The 17,218-nt window shown below is 53.5% G+C and carries 13 protein-coding genes and 1 rRNA gene; 11 read left to right on the top strand and 3 right to left on the bottom strand.

Annotated elements, in window-relative coordinates; all coding sequences use genetic code 11:
* Positions 1-103, top strand: a 16S ribosomal RNA gene (locus ABEA92_RS27675); the annotation flags it as partial.
* An 856-nt stretch (positions 104-959) separates the two neighbouring features.
* Here ABEA92_RS27675 and ABEA92_RS27670 read toward each other — a convergent pair.
* Positions 960-2,312: a polysaccharide biosynthesis/export family protein gene (locus tag ABEA92_RS27670; protein ID WP_345688453.1), complete on the bottom strand. Its 1,353-nt coding sequence runs from the start codon at positions 2,310-2,312 to the stop codon at positions 960-962.
* 84 nt (positions 2,313-2,396) lie between these two features.
* Entirely contained in the window at positions 2,397-3,446 is a 1,050-nt protein-coding gene (locus ABEA92_RS27665) for a hypothetical protein (protein WP_345688451.1), read from the bottom strand.
* A 632-nt stretch (positions 3,447-4,078) separates the two neighbouring features.
* On the opposite strand from ABEA92_RS27665, the gene ABEA92_RS27660 reads away from it, so the two are divergent.
* From ABEA92_RS27660 to ABEA92_RS27620, 9 genes are all read left to right on the top strand, one after another.
* Entirely contained in the window at positions 4,079-5,668 is a 1,590-nt protein-coding gene (locus ABEA92_RS27660) for a glycosyltransferase family 4 protein (RefSeq protein ID WP_345688449.1), read from the top strand.
* 237 nt (positions 5,669-5,905) lie between these two features.
* Complete coding sequence (gene nusG / locus ABEA92_RS27655) at positions 5,906-6,463, top strand: transcription termination/antitermination protein NusG (protein ID WP_345688447.1); 558 nt, start codon at positions 5,906-5,908, stop codon at positions 6,461-6,463.
* Positions 6,460-7,491 carry a GDP-mannose 4,6-dehydratase gene (locus tag ABEA92_RS27650; protein ID WP_345688445.1) on the top strand — a complete coding sequence of 344 codons (1,032 nt, stop codon included), beginning with the start codon at positions 6,460-6,462 and terminating at the stop codon, positions 7,489-7,491. The genes nusG and ABEA92_RS27650 overlap by 4 nt, the downstream gene beginning before the upstream one ends.
* 213 nt (positions 7,492-7,704) lie before the next feature.
* Positions 7,705-9,096: a UDP-glucose 6-dehydrogenase gene (locus ABEA92_RS27645; protein WP_345688443.1), complete on the top strand. Its 1,392-nt coding sequence runs from the start codon at positions 7,705-7,707 to the stop codon at positions 9,094-9,096.
* Positions 9,097-9,199: 103 nt separating this feature from the next.
* Entirely contained in the window at positions 9,200-10,078 is an 879-nt protein-coding gene (locus ABEA92_RS27640) for a sugar nucleotide-binding protein (protein WP_345688441.1), read from the top strand.
* 73 nt (positions 10,079-10,151) lie between these two features.
* Positions 10,152-11,012 carry a glucose-1-phosphate thymidylyltransferase RfbA gene (rfbA, locus tag ABEA92_RS27635; protein WP_345688439.1) on the top strand — a complete coding sequence of 287 codons (861 nt, stop codon included), beginning with the start codon at positions 10,152-10,154 and terminating at the stop codon, positions 11,010-11,012.
* A gap of 139 nt (positions 11,013-11,151) precedes the next feature.
* Positions 11,152-12,438 (top strand): nucleotide sugar dehydrogenase, encoded by a 1,287-nt coding sequence (locus ABEA92_RS27630; RefSeq protein ID WP_345688437.1) that lies wholly within the window; start codon positions 11,152-11,154, stop codon positions 12,436-12,438.
* A gap of 159 nt (positions 12,439-12,597) precedes the next feature.
* On the top strand, positions 12,598-13,989 hold the full coding sequence (locus ABEA92_RS27625; protein ID WP_345688435.1) for a sensor histidine kinase: 1,392 nt from the start codon (positions 12,598-12,600) through the stop codon (positions 13,987-13,989).
* Positions 13,986-15,407 carry a sigma-54-dependent transcriptional regulator gene (locus ABEA92_RS27620; RefSeq protein WP_345688433.1) on the top strand — a complete coding sequence of 474 codons (1,422 nt, stop codon included), beginning with the start codon at positions 13,986-13,988 and terminating at the stop codon, positions 15,405-15,407. Before ABEA92_RS27625 ends, ABEA92_RS27620 begins: the two co-directional genes overlap by 4 nt.
* A 407-nt stretch (positions 15,408-15,814) precedes the next feature.
* Here ABEA92_RS27620 and ABEA92_RS27615 read toward each other — a convergent pair whose 3' ends face one another.
* Positions 15,815-16,324, bottom strand: a complete 510-nt coding sequence (locus ABEA92_RS27615) for an acetolactate synthase (protein WP_345688431.1) — start codon at positions 16,322-16,324, stop codon at positions 15,815-15,817.
* 168 nt (positions 16,325-16,492) lie between these two features.
* Between ABEA92_RS27615 and ABEA92_RS27610 the strand changes: the two genes are divergently transcribed.
* Positions 16,493-16,882 (top strand): acyl-CoA thioesterase, encoded by a 390-nt coding sequence (locus tag ABEA92_RS27610; protein WP_345688429.1) that lies wholly within the window; start codon positions 16,493-16,495, stop codon positions 16,880-16,882.
* Positions 16,883-17,218 lie beyond the last annotated feature (336 nt).

The following is a 17,218-nucleotide window of genomic DNA, read 5'->3' as shown; positions in this document are numbered from 1 at the left end:
CAAGCTAACCGTAAGGAGGCAGGCGCCGAAGGTCAGCTCGACAATTGGGACTAAGTCGTAACAAGGTAGCCGTAGGGGAACCTGCGGCTGGATCACCTCCTTTCTAAGGAATTTAGAAATGGATCGACCTCAGCTTGCTGAGTGGCATCCACTTTGTGAAAATGACCTCCAGCTAACTCAACAGAATTCAGATCCTCGGATCTGTGTCATCACCAAATCAAAAACGAAAACCCGTTTCGGACTGTCGCCAGCCGAGACGGGTTTTTTCGTGCGCGCACCGAACGGGGTTTCACAATCTACAGCTGCTCGCATCGAGGTGCGACGAACGGGCGTAGCCCAATGCCATCGATGCTCGCTCTAAACGTGCGGTGTTTATAGCGGCGCGAGCCGCCCGGTCAAAATCGAACGGTTTGTTCGCCGCAACCGGTCGGGCCCCACAGCACATCGCTACCCAAAGTCGATGGCACTGGGCTTGCGCCGCCCAGTGACAGTTCTCGCCGTGTAGCACCTAAGTAAATGGCGTTGGGTTCTCGGCTCTCGGCTCACAATTCCATTCACATCTTGCTGAGACAAACGGTCCGACAAGAGTTTCAGGGACATTTCCCGTGAGTCGAAAGTCTTGACGACTTCCGCTACCTTCAAAACCTCACGGCCTCTTAGAGGAAAAAGGCTTCTGAGCAACTCGTTTTGGCGTCAAGACGATTCCACGCACAGTCGTGCGATCCCAACCGCATTGCCGATGACACGGTTCGCGGCATATTCGAACGAACCTCGAAATAAACATTTACCATCGATTTCTTATCGACGCGAAACAAGTTCGACCTCGATCCCTTCGCTGCGATGAACCTTCCTCGATAGCCGCAAAGACCGCTGAAGGTGCCAAAAAAAATGCCGCTCCATGAAACGTGTTTCATGAAGCGGCATCTAGGTTTCGCTAGCTGGTCAAACAGATCAGCTACTTAGTTTCGGAACAGTTCGGTAATACCGTAGGTGAAGAAGCTTCCCAGCCCGAAGTTCAACAGCTCTTCCTCGCACTTGTACTGCAAGATGATGGTGTCACCAGCTTGGATCAGCGGTCGTTGACGCGGGTCATTGATCGCCTTGGCTAGGTCCACCTCGATCGCAACTTGCCCGTCACACGGTGTTTTGCGAAGGATATAGACTCGCCCTGGGGGCACTCCACCGACACTTCCGACGCCGAACGTCGATCCACCGCCGGTTCTCGCGGCACTTCCAACCCCTTGCCCCGCAATCGCCATGGCTCCCAAGATATCGAGGTCGTAGTCACGTGGCAGCGAATGTTCGCCGCCGGGCAACAATCCTCCGGTGTAGAAGACTTCGGTCTCGCGAGATTCGATGTAAACGATATCGCCATCTTTCAATTCGATGTCTTTTGCCGAAATATTCGGCACCACACCTGGTTTGACTCGCAGTGGAATTCTCAAAATCGAAGGATCTTCGGGCAACTCAGGGGGACAGGCACAAGGATCCAAACGAGCGGCCTGCTGCTGAGCGTAGAACTGCTGCATGAACTGAGCTCGTTTTCGCTGATCCGCTAGGCTTGCACGAAGCACTTTTACTTCGTTTTTCGCATTCAGACCTGGCAAACCACCCGTTTCGACCAATGCATGCAGGACGTCGTTTTGGTAGGCGGGCAACTTCACCATCGCTCCGCTTGCACTTCGGTCGCTGGTTCCACGAATGAAGTCCGCAGCGATGTTCTGGGTGCTTAGATTTCCACCATCTTCACGAACAACGATCACATCGTAGGTTCGCTCCTTGATGATCGTCACGATCGGGCGTGCTTTTTCAGGACGCAAGATCTCGCTGTCGATATAGGCATCGCGAATCGCTTCGCGAACCTGCTCAAGCGTCAACCCTTCGACTTTCAAAGGTTCGATCAGCGGCAGCGCCAACGTTCCATCGTCTTGCACCGCGATCGGGTAACCGATCGATGGCGGCAGTGTGCTCTGAGCGTCCGGGAAGTTTACCGGCGGTGGCTCTGGAGGTGCATTGGGCGGATTAAACGGCAACACGCCTTCGATGTAGACACCAAGGATGTCGCCACCGGCCAATTGATAATCGCGTGGCGGCTCGAGCGAGAGCAGCGAAATATCCACAGGCACTAAATCGTTCTTCGGCTCGGCGAAAAACTGAGGCGGCAATCGATTCGCGGGCACACCGTCAATCGGCTGCGTCAGCGTTGAGCAGCCACTGAAGGCTGTGCAAAAAAGGCCGGCGGCAGCCACGGTCTTGATGGACCGCAGTACACGGAGCGCCCGTTTTTTGGCTTGCAAAGGTTTCCTGTTCATCCCTGAACTCTCTAACTGATGGACAATGCGTATGCGTAATTGGGGCGCTTTCTTGGCGTCGCCAGAACTTAAAATTTTCCGTGCTTATTGAAAGCTGAACGGCAACTTGCTTGCTGGTGCATCGACTACAGGAGCCGAGCCAGCGGTATCTTCAGTCGTTGCGGTTGGACTCTTGAAGCCTTGATCAGCAAAAACCTGATCGACAATCGAATCCGCGTCCAAGACTTCGGCGTCGGAGTAGCTCACTTCTTCGCTCGCCTTGGGCTCGAGATCCGGGATCGAATCCGAGGATGCCGAGAAGCGGTAGCCGCCTCCGTTTTGCATCGGGAAAGACGAGTCTTTCTGATGCAAACCCTGAGCACCTTGAAGCCGATCTTGAGGCCCGATCACGTCGCCGTCCATTTCAGCCGGCTCGATCAACTCAGGCTCTTCGTCATCCGCATCCAAAAACGGACTCTCCAGCGGCGTCGGCAGCTGGTGTTCAAGCACCGTCGGCGCGGTCTGCACAGGCAGTGGGGCGGCCGCCATGTTTGGCGATGTCGCACCATAGGATGTTTGCACATTGCTCCAATGCCCCACGCCGTCTTGCTCGGCTGCCTTGACTCCCATCGGGAACCCAGCAAACCAATCATTGACGGCAAGTTGGCCGTTGGATGACTGATACATCCATCCCCAATACTGCGACGGAGCAATCGCGGGCGTACAGCCGCTGCCTCCGTTGCAAATATCCATATAACCTGCGTAGAAACCATCTTTAAAAGCGCTTGATGGATTACAGAAGTTAGCCTTCTGGCAATGCCACGCCTTCGCCGCCATCGTCTTGTTGCGATGGCCAATCATAAATTCATTGAGCCCGTCATGGTTCCTCAATTGCCGGGCCGCACCACTGAACATCGAACACCCACCCGTGCCAAGCACGACCAGCGAGAGTCCAGCGAACAGTGCAGTACGAGCGAGCCGGTTCACCCTGCCAACTTGATGACTCAAGCGGCGAGGCACGGCTCGCCCTCCGCGTCCCAAGCGATTGCACGCCAACGACGGGGAAGAATTTCGGCTCAAATTACGTGTTCCAGCCGCGACGCCACTTTGGACGCTGATTCGTGATTGCGGCAAAATTTTTGAACGAATCGCCATTTGGCCCCCCTTTGGCAGCAAAGGCATTCCGTGTTCTAGTCCTACTATTTGTGCGGGTTGTGCTAGAAAGAACACCCGCTCAACCCTATTTATCGCCGGGAGGGCTATGCGGGATTAACCAAAAATCACGAAAACACGCATTGGGACGGTTTTGGCGGTTGTGCCGAGCGAGCGGATTGATCGCGATATCACCACCCGGTGGCGGGTGGACAATCGCGGATAGAAGTTAAGGATCCTGTTAAATCCGCTTTTTTCCGCCCATTTGCGGATTCGTATTCCAAGTTCCACTTCTATACTGGTGTCCAGGAAACTCCCTTTAAAACGCGACCGATCTCCGAATAGTCCCCTTAAACGAATTTCGGATTACAGAACCCCTCGGCAGACGTTGCCACGCCACCCGATGCATCCTATTGTTTAAGCAACAGCGCGATGTACATTAGGAACGTCAGTTGGCCGATCGGGATGGTGCTCATTGATCACTTTGTGTGACACCGCTGCTGCCGATGGGACTCGCGATTATTTTGACCAACAACTCCACAGACAATGTGACGTTTTGGCCAATTTCATCTCGGCATTTCCCAAGAATCGCATCTAGAGTATCGAACAAGACTTCCTTTTCTTAGGCAAACGATATGAATTGGCTGCTGTTAGCCTGTCTTACCATTTCGCTAGTAAGTGCGCTATTGCTCGTCCCAATGGTACGAGCGTTGGCGATCCGCTGCGGAATGATCGACAAGCCTGACAGCGAACGAAAGCTCCACCGAGTACCGATTGCGTTGGGTGGGGGAGTTGCCGTATTCGCTTCGCTGTTGGTGGGCTTCGTTTCCACGGTACTGATCGATCGAAATTTCAACGATTTTTCGCTTGGCTACTTCAACCCCAGCTGGTATGTGCTGATTTTTGCAGCGGCTGCCGTTTTAGTGGTGGGATTGATCGACGATCGCTGGCCATTGCGAGGTCGACAGAAGCTATTGTTTCAGTGTCTGATCGTAGCAAGCGTTGTGGGAAGCGGCACCGTGATTCGCCAAATCAACCTGATGGGGTTCGAGATTTCGCTTGGGAATCTGGCATTTCCCATCACCATGCTTTGGCTGCTCATTGCCATCAATGCGCTAAATCTGATCGACGGCGCCGACGGAATGGCCACGACCGTCGGCTGCATCGTTTGCGCGGGACTTGGATTTCTGAGTAGTCGGTCAGGCATTAATTTGACCGCCGTACTGTGTTTTTCACTGTCGGGCGCCCTACTCGGTTTTCTCGCCTTCAATCGCCCTCCCGCGACCATCTATCTCGGTGACGCCGGCAGCATGATGATCGGATTCTTCGTGGGCGTCCTTGCGATCTGGAGCAACACCAAGGAATCCACGGTCTTGGCTTCGGCCCCCGTCGCCATTTTGGCGCTGCCTCTATTCGACTCGACCGCGGCCATCTTGCGGCGGTGGCTCACCGGACGCAGTATTTACATTACCGACCGCGCCCATTTGCATCATTTATTGCAGGCAAAATACGGCAGTCTGGGGATGCTCGCCGTCGTGGCGGGGCTTTGTTTGATCACGTCGACCTTGGCCTACGTATCCACTTACTATTCGCTGCCTTGGCTTTCGATCGTCGGAGTCATCCTGGCGCTAGGCACTTTGATTTTCACTCGCTCCTTTGGACATGCGGAATCAAAACTGCTTGTCACGCGGGCAATCCATTTCTGCCACTCGTTTTCGACATCGCCGATTGTTTGCGAGGAAAAAAAACAACATCGCAAACATGCACTTCAAGGATCGGGTTCCTGGGACACCGTCTGGGAACCGATTGTCGAACTCGCTCAATCGCACGACCTCGCTAGCGTCAAAATTGACCTCAATCTAGCTTGGTTACACGAAGGCTATCATGCGTCGTGGCACAGTGTGCGTTTGCCTGAAAAATCACACCAATTGACCATGTGCGTTCCGCTCTTTACACGACGTACCAAGGATGGCAGCGAATTGGTGATCGGACGGCTCGAAATGGTCGCTCCCGCAAAATCGCCTCATGTTTACTCGCACATTGCCAGCTTTATCGAGCAACTCAACGAACTGAATCCGCAGATTGATTACGTCATTGAATCGCTTGAAAAACAGCCCGCCGTCGATTCTGGAGCCTTCTTTTGGCCAAAACCGACGAGTCCTGCTCGGCCGTCAAAGCACGAGAAGGAAGATTCCGATGACAAAGCCGCGTTGAGTTCGCTCTAGGCTCATTTGCTTGCGGTCAACGTTAAAATGGGCGAATCGGTTCGTTCGTTAGAACTGGTAGAGACCTTGGCAGCATTAAAAACTTGTCCTGGGTTTGCTAAGCTAAGGTTGTCGCCACCCGCAAGACAGATCATCTTGCCTAGCTGTCTCTTGTTTTTTGTGCGATTCGCATCCCGTCGTGTTTGATTGCGAAGACGAACGGGAGAGCGCTGCCGAATCCTCCATACCAGACCATCGATGCCGATCTTGCCTCAAGAACCCGATTGTTTTCCCGAGGATCTGCTCAGCCACCCAACCGCAGAATCCAAGATTTGGTGGTTGATGTACACCAAATCGCGGCAGGAAAAGCAATTGATGCGGCACCTGCAGAAGCACGAGGTTTGGCACTACGGACCGATGGTTCCCCAGCGAAAACGTTCCCCTGCCGGACGGATGCGGACATCCTATGTCCCGCTGTTTAGCAATTACATTTTCGTGTGTGGCGAGAACGACGAAGCTCGTTACCAAGCGATCTGTAGCGGCTGCGTCCAAAAGGCAACGGAGATTACCGAGGTCGACGAATTTGTCGCCGATCTACGACAGATCCAAAGTTTGATCGAACTCGGCGTTCCGATGACGATCGAAAGTCGTCTTGAGCCGGGACAACAGGTACGAATTCGCAGCGGATCATTCGCCGGTTACGAGGGCACGATCCTCCGCCGCGAACAAGAGACGCGGCTGCTCGTTTGCGTTCGCTTTATGGAGCAAGGCGTCAGCGTCAAGCTCGAGGATTGCCAATTGGAGTTGATAGGATGAAGTCAGCACTGATCACAGGAATCACCGGTCAAGACGGATCCTACCTAACCGAATGGCTCCTCGAGCAAGGGTATACCGTTCACGGTTTGGTGCGACGCAGCAGCACCACCCAGCGGACTCGATTGGACCATCTTTTTCACGACACGTCGATTTACAACCAGCGTCTGTTTTTGCATTACGCGGATCTCGACGACACGACCACCATACGTCGGATTTTGACACGCACGGCGCCGGACGAAGTCTACCACTTAGCTGGCCAGAGTCATGTCGGTGCCAGTTTCGAGATCCCTGAAACGACCTGTCAATTCACTGCGATGGGGACATTGAAGCTGCTGGAAATCCTACGAGACCTCGATAAGCGTCCTCGCTTTGCGCATATCAGCAGCAGCGAAATCTTTGGCCGACCACTGGAGTCACCACAAAATGAAATGACCCCGATGCGTCCTGTCACCCCTTACGGTGTCGCCAAAGCCTTTGCCACACAAATGGTGACGCTGTATCGCGAATCGTTTGGTTTGTTTGCTTGTAACGCAATCTGCTACAACCACGAATCACCTCGACGCGGCGAGTCATTTGTTACGCGTAAAATCACCCGTGCCGCCGCAGCGATCTCCATGGGATTGCAAAACGAATTGGTCCTCGGTTCGCTCGATACCGTCCGAGACTGGGGCTATGCCCCCGACTACGTTCAAGGCATGTGGCTGATGCTGCAGCAGGAAACAGCCGACGATTTCATTCTTGCAACGGGCACTCAGCATACTGTCGAAAACTTCCTGGCAGCCGCATTCGATGCCGTCGACCTGGATTGGCGACCGTATGTACGTCAGGACAAAGCGTTTATGCGTCCATCAGAAGTCCAACGACTAATCGGCGATCCATCCAAGGCGTTTCGGCAACTAAACTGGAAAGCCAACGTCACGCTTCCGGAGCTCGCCAAGGAAATGGTCCAACACGATCGGGAACAACTGTTAGCGAAAAACGCATCTTCACTCAGCGAAACGTCACCACGCAACTCCACGGCATCATAAGCGATCGATGACCACCACCCCTTTGGCGATTTGCGTCGTGTCGCCGGAAGCATCCGCTTATCTGCAAGCGCTCACCGCACCACTGCCGATTCAGCACGTTTGATTAAGTTGATCATTCGCCAAATTGTCCCCGCGTGCTCGCAAGCCGAACACTGACCGATTCCATCCGCGTTCACCACTCAAAACTTTCCCTCATACGCTTGTTTTAGTCTCATGAAGATATGTTGCATTGGCGCTGGTTACGTCGGCGGTCCAACAATGGCGATGATCGCCAAACAGTGTCCGCAAATTTCCGTTCACGTTGTCGATTTGAACCAAAGTCGCATCGACGCATGGAACTCCGACGAGCTGCCGGTCTACGAACCAGGCCTCGACGAAGTCGTTCGTGAAGCCCGCGGTCGCAATTTGACGTTTTCGACCAATGTCGATCAAGCGATTGCCGAAGCCGACATGATCTTTATCGCGGTGAACACGCCAACGAAGCATTTTGGCATCGGAGCGGGTCGCGCCGCGAACCTTGAATTTATTGAAAAATGCGCCCGTCAAATCGCCAAGGTTTCCAAGGGGCACAAGATCGTTGTCGAAAAATCGACGCTTCCCGTGCGGACCGCTGAAGCCGTCAAACGCATCCTGTCGTCGTCCAGTAACGGAGCGACATTCGATGTCTTGAGCAACCCAGAGTTCCTTGCCGAAGGAACCGCGATCGCCGACTTGCTCGAACCGGACCGCGTGCTGATTGGCGGCGAATCCGAGACCGCCGTAAAAGCGTTGGCTGACGTCTATGGCCAATGGGTGGCTCGCGACAAAATCTTGACGACCAATCTATGGAGCAGCGAACTATCCAAGTTGACCGCCAACGCCTTCTTGGCTCAACGCGTGTCCAGCATCAATGCGATTTCGGCATTGTGCGAAGCGACCGAAGCGGATATCGACGAAGTCTCTAAAGCGATTGGCACCGACTCGAGAATTGGCCCCAAATTCTTGAAAGCCTCTGTCGGTTTCGGAGGCAGCTGTTTTCAGAAAGACATTCTGAACCTTGTCTATCTGTGCGAACACTTTGGGCTTCGCGAAGTTGCCGATTACTGGGAACAAGTCGTGATCATGAACGACTACCAAAAACGGCGATTTGCCGAACGCATCTGCCGCACGATGTTCAACACCGTGAGCGACAAAAAGATTGCCATTTGGGGATTCGCGTTCAAAAAAGACACCAACGATACGCGTGAAAGCGCCGCGATCTATGTTTGTCGTGATCTGCTACGCGAGCGTGCTCGCTTGGTCATTTATGATCCCAAAGTTTCAAAGGAGACGATCGTTTCCGAGTTGCTAACCGCGCTGGGCGACTTGTCTGGAACCGTCTCGGAAACCGACCGAGAACTTGTCCATTCCAATGTAACGGTCGTCAACAATGCGTACGACGCTGCAAATCAAGCTCATGCCATCGCCGTTTTGACCGAATGGGATGAATTCCGCGAACTCGACTACGATCGCATCTATGACACGATGCAGAAACCTGCGTTCGTCTATGATGGACGGAATATTTTGGATCGACAAAAGCTGACGAAGATTGGATTCGAAATCTTTGCAATCGGCAAAAGCAACTAGCTGCATGGGGGACATCGTTGGTCCAACGGCACTGATACTGCAACGATTCGATACGCATGGTTCAGCAACCTCCTACTCAGCATCCCCTGTGTTGTAGCGAAGCATGATTTTAATCCTCGGCAGTCGTGGTTACATCGGTAACGAATTTGCAAAGCTGTTTGAGCAGCAGGGGATTTCGTATCGAGGCGTCTCACGACGAGAGATTAATTATGCCGATCGCGATTCGTTAATCCGTTTGATTCGGGAAACTAAACCCGAATTTCTAATTAACGCAGCAGGCTATACAGGCAAACCGAACGTCGATGCATGCGAACTGCACAAGGCCGAATGCTTGATGGGCAATGCCGTCTTGCCTGGGATTGTTCGCGAAGCTTGTGAATCGGAAAACCTTTGCTGGGGACATGTTTCGTCTGGTTGTATCTACACCGGCGAGCGTGCCGATGGCGGTGGTTTCCGCGAAATGGATACACCGAACTTTTCATTTCGCGCCAACCATTGCAGTTTCTATTCAGGCACCAAAGCACTCGGCGAGGAAGTCTTGGCGGGTGCTGAAAACTGCTATATCTGGCGTTTGCGGATCCCCTTCAATCACGAAGCCACGTCGCGAAATTATCTAACCAAGTTGATGCGTTACGACACGCTATTGGAAGCAACCAATTCAATTTCTCACTTGAATGAATTTGTTCGTGCGAGTTACCAGACATGGACGCGTCGAGTCGAAACGGGGATCTACAACATCACCAATCCAGGGCGAATCACCACACGTGAAGTCGCGGATTTGATCAACACCCATTTGCTACCGAATAAGAAATTCACGTTCTTTGTCGACGAAAGTGAATTCATGCAGCGAGCCGCCAAAACGCCTCGCTCGAATTGTGTGATGGATAGTTCGAAATTGCTTTCCACAGGCATCCAATTGACACCTGTTCATGAGGCCATCGAGCAGGCGTTGAAATCGTGGACGGCTATCGACGAACCATAACTCCCCATTCGATTTACCTGCTGTTCCGCACCGCTTGTAACCTCACCAATCAAACATCGACGAAGGGTCAAAGATGAAGGGTATCATCCTGGCAGGTGGCTCTGGCACACGACTACACCCCGCGACGCGCGGCGTTAGCAAGCAGTTGATCCCCATCTACGACAAGCCGATGGTTTACTATCCGCTTTCGACTTTGATGCTGGCAGGCATTCGTGAATTTTTATTGATCTCGACTCCGCACGACTTGCCTGCGTTCAAGCGGCTTCTCGGTGACGGGGCTGACTGGGGAATCCAACTGCAATACGCTGAACAGCCCAAGCCAGAGGGACTAGCGCAAGCGTTTGTGATTGGTGCCGACTTCATTGGCGATGACCGTGTTGCCCTCGTTCTGGGTGACAACATTTTCTACGGCCAGGGGTTCCGCAGAACCTTGGCGGCGGCAGCTCAGAAAGAGGTGGGTGCCACGGTGTTTGGCTACCGCGTGACCGACCCCGAGCGTTACGGCGTGGTCGAATTTGATGCCTCCGGAAATGTCATTTCGATCGAGGAAAAACCACAACACCCCAAATCAAATTTCGCCGTTCCCGGGCTGTACTTTTACGACAATTCGATCGTCGAGATCGCGGCAAACCTGAAACCGTCGGCGCGTGGTGAACTGGAGATCACCGATGTCAATCGCATTTACATGGACAAAGGTGAACTGACGGTCGAGCTATTTTCGCGTGGCTTTGCTTGGCTCGATACGGGAACCAAGGATTCGCTGCTGGATGCCTGCAACTTCGTGGCCGCTGTCGAAAAACGTCAAGGACTGAAAATTGCCTGCCCTGAAGAAATCGCCTACCTGAACGGTTTCATCGATCGCGAACAATTACTGAGGTTAGCAAGCGGTTTTAATAATGATTACGGCCAATATTTGAAATCCGTTCCGAGTTGAACTTAACCAATGCGAAGTTTCAGCACGGTTGCTTATTTGTGTGGTCCCACGGGGATGGCACATTGCAATGCAGCCCCCACTGAATCAGGATAAGATATCCCAACTAGACACATTTCTTCTCTTAGCACCCGCGATTTTCATGAACGATCTTGCCATTGTAGGACTCGGTTACGTCGGTTTGCCCTTGGGGCTCCAGTTTGCCAAAAACGACTGCCAGGTTTTGGGATTAGATATCGACGCCGCCAAAGTAAACGCAATCAACGCGGGCAAGTCGTACATCCACCATATCCCTGCCGAATCGATCGCCGATCAAGTCAACGCGGGCCGGTTAAAAGCAAGCACCGACTTTTCATTGGTCAGCGAATCACGAGCAGTGGTGATCTGTGTGCCGAGCCCGCTGAACAAGAACCGCGAACCCGACATTTCGTACATTCTGAAAACCGGCGCTGCGATTGCCCCTTATCTGAAACCAGGCATTTTGGTGGTCCTCGAATCGACCACCTATCCAGGCACCACGGACGAAGATTTACGCGAAGTCCTCGAGCAAGGTTCCGGATTGACGGCCGGAAAGGATTTTCATCTTGCGTTTTCACCCGAGCGAGAAGACCCGGGAAACCCAGATAGCAAGGTAGCCAAGATCCCTAAAGTTGTCGGTGGATTGACGCCTGCATGCTTAGAGCAAGCCAAAGAACTCTATTCACGCGCCGTTGAACGTGTTGTACCGGTTTCAAGCTGTCGCGCCGCCGAAGCCACCAAGTTGCTCGAGAATATCTTTCGCAGCATCAACATCGCGTTGGTGAACGAGCTAAAGGTCGTCTACGAAGCAATGGGGATCGACGTTTGGGAAGTGATCGAAGCAGCAAAGACCAAACCGTTTGGCTACATGCCGTTTTATCCTGGCCCCGGACTCGGCGGCCACTGCATCCCGATCGATCCGTTTTACTTGACCTGGAAAGCGCGCGAGTACGGCCAAGCCACTCGCTTCATCGAACTGGCGGGCGAAATCAATACGTCGATGCCAACCTATGTCGTTCACAAGGTGGCCGAAGCACTCAACTCGGTTCGCAAACCGCTCAACGGCAGCAAAGTGTTGTTGGTAGGCCTGTCCTACAAAGCCAATGTCGATGACGATCGTGAATCGCCGGGGTATATCCTGCTCGAGATGCTCAAAAACGCAGGTGCCGAAGTCGCCTTTTACGATCCCTATATCCCGGTGATTCGCCCGAGCCGCGAACACGCTCATTGGGCTGGGACCGAATCGATCGCGTGGGATCAATCGACGGTGGGAAGTTTCGATTTGACGTTGATTGCAACCGCTCATGCCAACGTCGATTACCAACAGCTATGCGATTGGTCACAACTTGTGATCGACACTCGCAATGCCACCAACGGCATCAAGTCCGACACTCGGGTCGTCAAGGCCTAACCCGATCGCTTGCATCGCGTTCACTGCTTCTTCGGCGCCGCCGGCGGCGGATTTCCCGCCGCGCAGGTGAAGAATCCGCCGCTGCAACCGCCGCGTTTTCGACTACACGTCCTCGGAGTATGATTGAGCCTTTCGCCTCGATCCTCAGAGACATTCTACGTGAGTCCCCGTTTTCGATCGCTTCGACTGCGACTGTTGTTGCCGTTGGTCATGGTTTCCATGATCGCGGCAATTGTCGTGGCATGGGCCTCCTATCGCTCGGGGGATCGGTTGTCGCGTGAACAGATCGAGACGCGATACCAAGCGATCGAGGCGACGCTTGTCGGGGCACCGTTTCCTCTCACTCAGTCGATCACGCAATCGCTTTCGGACCTGACCCACACCGAATTGATCACGATCGGCAGGCGAGGAAACGTCATCAATGCATCGATCCCGGTACCCGAGAACCACTGGAGGCATCCGCCTGTTGCACCCGAGACTAGCGATTTTCAAAAGGTGACGATGGGATCGGAAGTTTTTCTGTACCGGATTTTCTCTCGTCACGGTCCTGCGGCGGGCAACGATGGCGTCGACCGAATCGCCGTGCTGTTCAACTACAACGACCTGTATCGTGCTCGGATCCAGGCGGCGGCGTTTCCGCTTGCCACCGGTTTCTCAACGATCTTGCTATTGTCATCGATCACGTTTTGGATCACGCATCGATTAACGAGCCGGTTGTCGTATCTCCAGCGTCAAGTGAACCAAATTGCCGAAGGCCATTTCGACACGGAAATCCCCACCGACCCGATCGATGAACTAGGGCTACTCGGGGCCTCGGTCCAACGCATGTCGGATCAACTAGCGCAAATGTGGCAACAATTGACGCGTACACAGGGCGAAAAGCTGCTACACCAACTTGCATCCGGGATGGCCCATCAACTACGCAATAGTTTGACGGGAGCTCGAATGGCGATCGAACTGCATCGACGAAGCTGCTCTGATTCCGAGGACACCACTCTTCAAGTCGCCCTCGACCAGATTGAACAAACCGAAGACTACGTGCGTCAGCTTACGTTAGTCGCGGCGGGCAAGCAGGACGAGGATCGCCCAGAACGTCTGCTCGATTGCATCCACCATCTGCAAAACAGCATCAATCCGATCGCCAAACATCGGCACGTTGCGTTGCAGTGGTCTGTGGATGAGAAACTCGACGATGTCATGATTGGTGACGGCCCGAGCTACTCGGCAGCGGCGTCCAACTTGATTCTCAATGCGATCGAAGTCGGAACGGAAGTTCGAATTCGTGTGGCGTTGACTCATGACCAGAAATGTCAAATTGTGATTGGCGACAACGGTCCTGGCCCTCCCGAGCAACTTGCGGACGAGATTTTTGAACCCTTTGTCACCAGCAAACCCGAGGGCCTTGGGCTCGGACTGCCGCTGGTTCGGCGAACCGCACAACGTCATGGCGGCAGCGTAAAATGGGAACGAAACGACGGATGGACTCAGTTTACGATGACCACGCAAATCAGCACCACGCCTCCCTCGCCATCCGCGAACACGCCGTTATGAACGCAAAACGCAGTATCCTTGTCGTCGACGATGAACCCTCCATTTGCTGGGGGTTTGAACGATTACTGAGTAGCGCAGGTCACGAAGTGCTGATCGCCTCGTCTGCCGAAGATGCACTCAAAATCGCTCAGTCACGTCCACTGGATTTAATCCTACTGGATGTTCGTTTGCCGGGTGAAGACGGGATTACCGCTCTGCCGAAGTTGCAAGCCGCTACAAACGGAGCCCCGGTGATTGTGATGACGGCATTCGGCGATCTCGAGACGGCCGTGGGAGCGGTCCATGCCGGCGCATGCGATTATTTAACCAAACCGTTTCGGCTCGAAGACGCGGCGAAAGCATGTGAGCAAGCATTGCGTGTCGGCGGCCGGCTGACGCCAGACGAACCCGACACCGTTCCGCCGAGCGACGCTTCGTTATTGGTGGGAAAATCGGCAGCAATGCAGCAAGTGTTTCGCCAAATCGCATTGGTGGCCGATAGCGATTTATCCGTTTTGATTACCGGTGAAACAGGCACCGGCAAAGAACTTGCCGCTGCGGCCATTCATCGCCATAGTCGCCGTAGTGATAAACCGTATCTGCCCATTGCTCCGGTGTCCCTTAGCGAAACCGTGATTGAGAGCGAGTTGTTTGGGCATGTCAAAGGCGCATTTACCGGCGCCGATTCCAATCGTGCCGGACTGTTCGAACTTGCCAGCGAAGGATCGATTTTGCTTGATGAGATCGGCGAACTTCCTTTGGCAATCCAAGCCAAGCTATTGCGTGTGTTAGAGCAGGGCGAATTTACCGCCGTCGGTGATGTGGCGGCACGACGATCGAATGTGCGCATCATCGCAGCAACCAATCGCGATCTTGAACAGGCGGTCCAAGAGGGTACCTTCCGCGAGGACCTGCTGTATCGACTTAGCGCGGTATCAATCCGACTGCCTCCGCTGCGGCATCGCAGCGAGGACATTCCCATGTTGATCGAGTACTTTCTAACACGGCTGGGCTATCCTTCGCCTAAAAATGCCATCGATTCTTCGTTGATCGATGCCTTAAAAAAGCGTTCTTGGTGGGGGAATGTTCGCGAGCTGCGAAACGCGGTCGAACATGCTTCGGTGATCGCACGAGGTCGTCCGTTGTTGCTCAGTGACTTTCCCGAGGAACGACAAAATCGTAACAGTACCGCCGACGCGCCACCCAATTCACTCGGTAAAGCCGTGGCCTCGTGGACGACGCAAGAGCTAGCAGCGGGAAGCGAAAATCTGACGGATCTGAACGAGCGATTTCAAGCCGCCGCAATGCCGACCTTGCTGCGACTCGTGCTCGCGCACACCGACGGCAATCGGGCCGCGGCCGCCGACATGCTGGGGATTCACCGAGGCACGCTACGCGAATGGATCAAACGCTACCCGCCCGATCTTGAAACGGCGTGACCCGAACTTAGCGACTTGGACACTCGGCGGCGTTTCGAAGGTGACGAAACCGTGGCAAACGCCAAATCAAAACGGTTAGCCGTCGGCCGTGAGGCACCGGGGCGTGTGTGGGCCAGGGCGTGCGTGGGAACCCGGCCGCTGACGCGTCGCGGCTCACTACATCAATCATCCGTTGGCGGCTTGTTAATTTAGTGAAGTTTCCTGCGGCAAGGGTGTATGACGGACTTTCTAGTCCGTCAATGGCGTATTCGACGGACTAGGAAGTCCATCGTACGACTAAAACAACAAGCCGTTGACGAATTCCGCTACGCTTAACTTGCACAAACTCGACATGAAAAAGATTCGCCCTACTCTTCACTCTCTTTTCGCAACATGCCGGGACATCGCCCTGCTGCGGTTCGGCCTCTCTATTGTTCGTTGATGGGATTATCTTCCAAATCGCCTTCGGTCAAAATTTGAAAACCTTTCTCTTGCAACGTTTTCATCGCGAAATCGATATTCTCGACCATGATAGCCACTGCGGGCTTTCCATGAGGACGAACCAGCAGCGGATACGCTTGCACGATATTCAATTCGGCCTGCAGCAGCGCGGTGCAAACTCGCAGCAGCGGCTGCGGGCCCGTCGGCAGTTCGACACCAATCAGATCGGTCTCGATGATCGCCAAACCGCTGCGTTCAAGAATTTCGCGTCCTCGATCCGCGTCACTCACCAAGAAACGCACAAATGCGCATTCCGCAGCGTCACTGATCGAAAGAGCACAAATGCGAATCCCGGTCCCCTCGAACCGTTTGACCACTTCCAAAAGCTGGCCAACGCGATTTTCCAAGAAAACCGTAAACTGGCGAAGCGCCGGATAATTTCGACCACGCGAAGTTTGATATGCGGTCACTGAATCGGATCCATCGCCAACGCTCATCGTAAGCTCGTTTTTGTGCGTGATTACTGATAGAAAATCAAGAAGAAGTTTACGCTTCGACCACATTCATGGTCAATCTTCGCCAATTCTGGGCTCAACACCGAGACGAGTCCAAATTGTCAAATTCGGACCAATTTCGCACGATTAAACGGATAAACAGGAAGCTTGATGGATTCGGATCTACTGAAAAACGGCTCAACTCACCAAATCGAAGTCCGAGTCGAATACAACGAAACCGATGGACAGAGACGCGTTCACCACGCCAATTACTTGAATTATTTCGAGCGAGGCCGGGTCGAAATGCTGCGGGCGGGGGGGATCAGCTACAAGCAATTCGAAGCGTCGGGTCGGATGTTAGTTGTCACTGAAATGAATATTAAGTATTTCGCTGCGGCGGAATTTGACGATGTTCTTACCGTGACCACCACCCTGGTCGATGCCAAAAAAGTCCGTCTTTACCACGAATACCGCATCCAACGTGGCGATCAGCTCGTGGTCGAAGCGACTTCGACGATCGCGTGTGTTGACAAAAATGGACGCCCCTGTCGGTTTATTTAAATCCCGCATAACGACTGAATCGGCCCCCATTTACAGGGAAAACGGTAGTTTTCACCGCAAGTTCAAATTAAATCTGCCGTCACACGCCGTTTCAGCGGTGTAAACGGTTAAATTATGCTGGATCGCACCAGCGAATGTCGTACAATGACGTTTAATGTGATTTCGATCACATCCCACCTTACACCCGCCCCCCCGCAACATCGCACCGACTCGATTCTGATCCGAATCGTGAGAAATCGACCGATCTTCGTCGGTGGATCGATTGCGACTGTATCACCATTCCACGCGAATTCACGATCCAACACGAATTCATCACCCCACCCGAATTCATTATTC

It is taken from the genome of Novipirellula caenicola (genome assembly GCF_039545035.1).
Taxonomy (GTDB): Bacteria; Planctomycetota; Planctomycetia; order Pirellulales; family Pirellulaceae; genus Novipirellula; species Novipirellula caenicola.
This window is presented reverse-complemented; position numbering and strand designations above follow the sequence as displayed.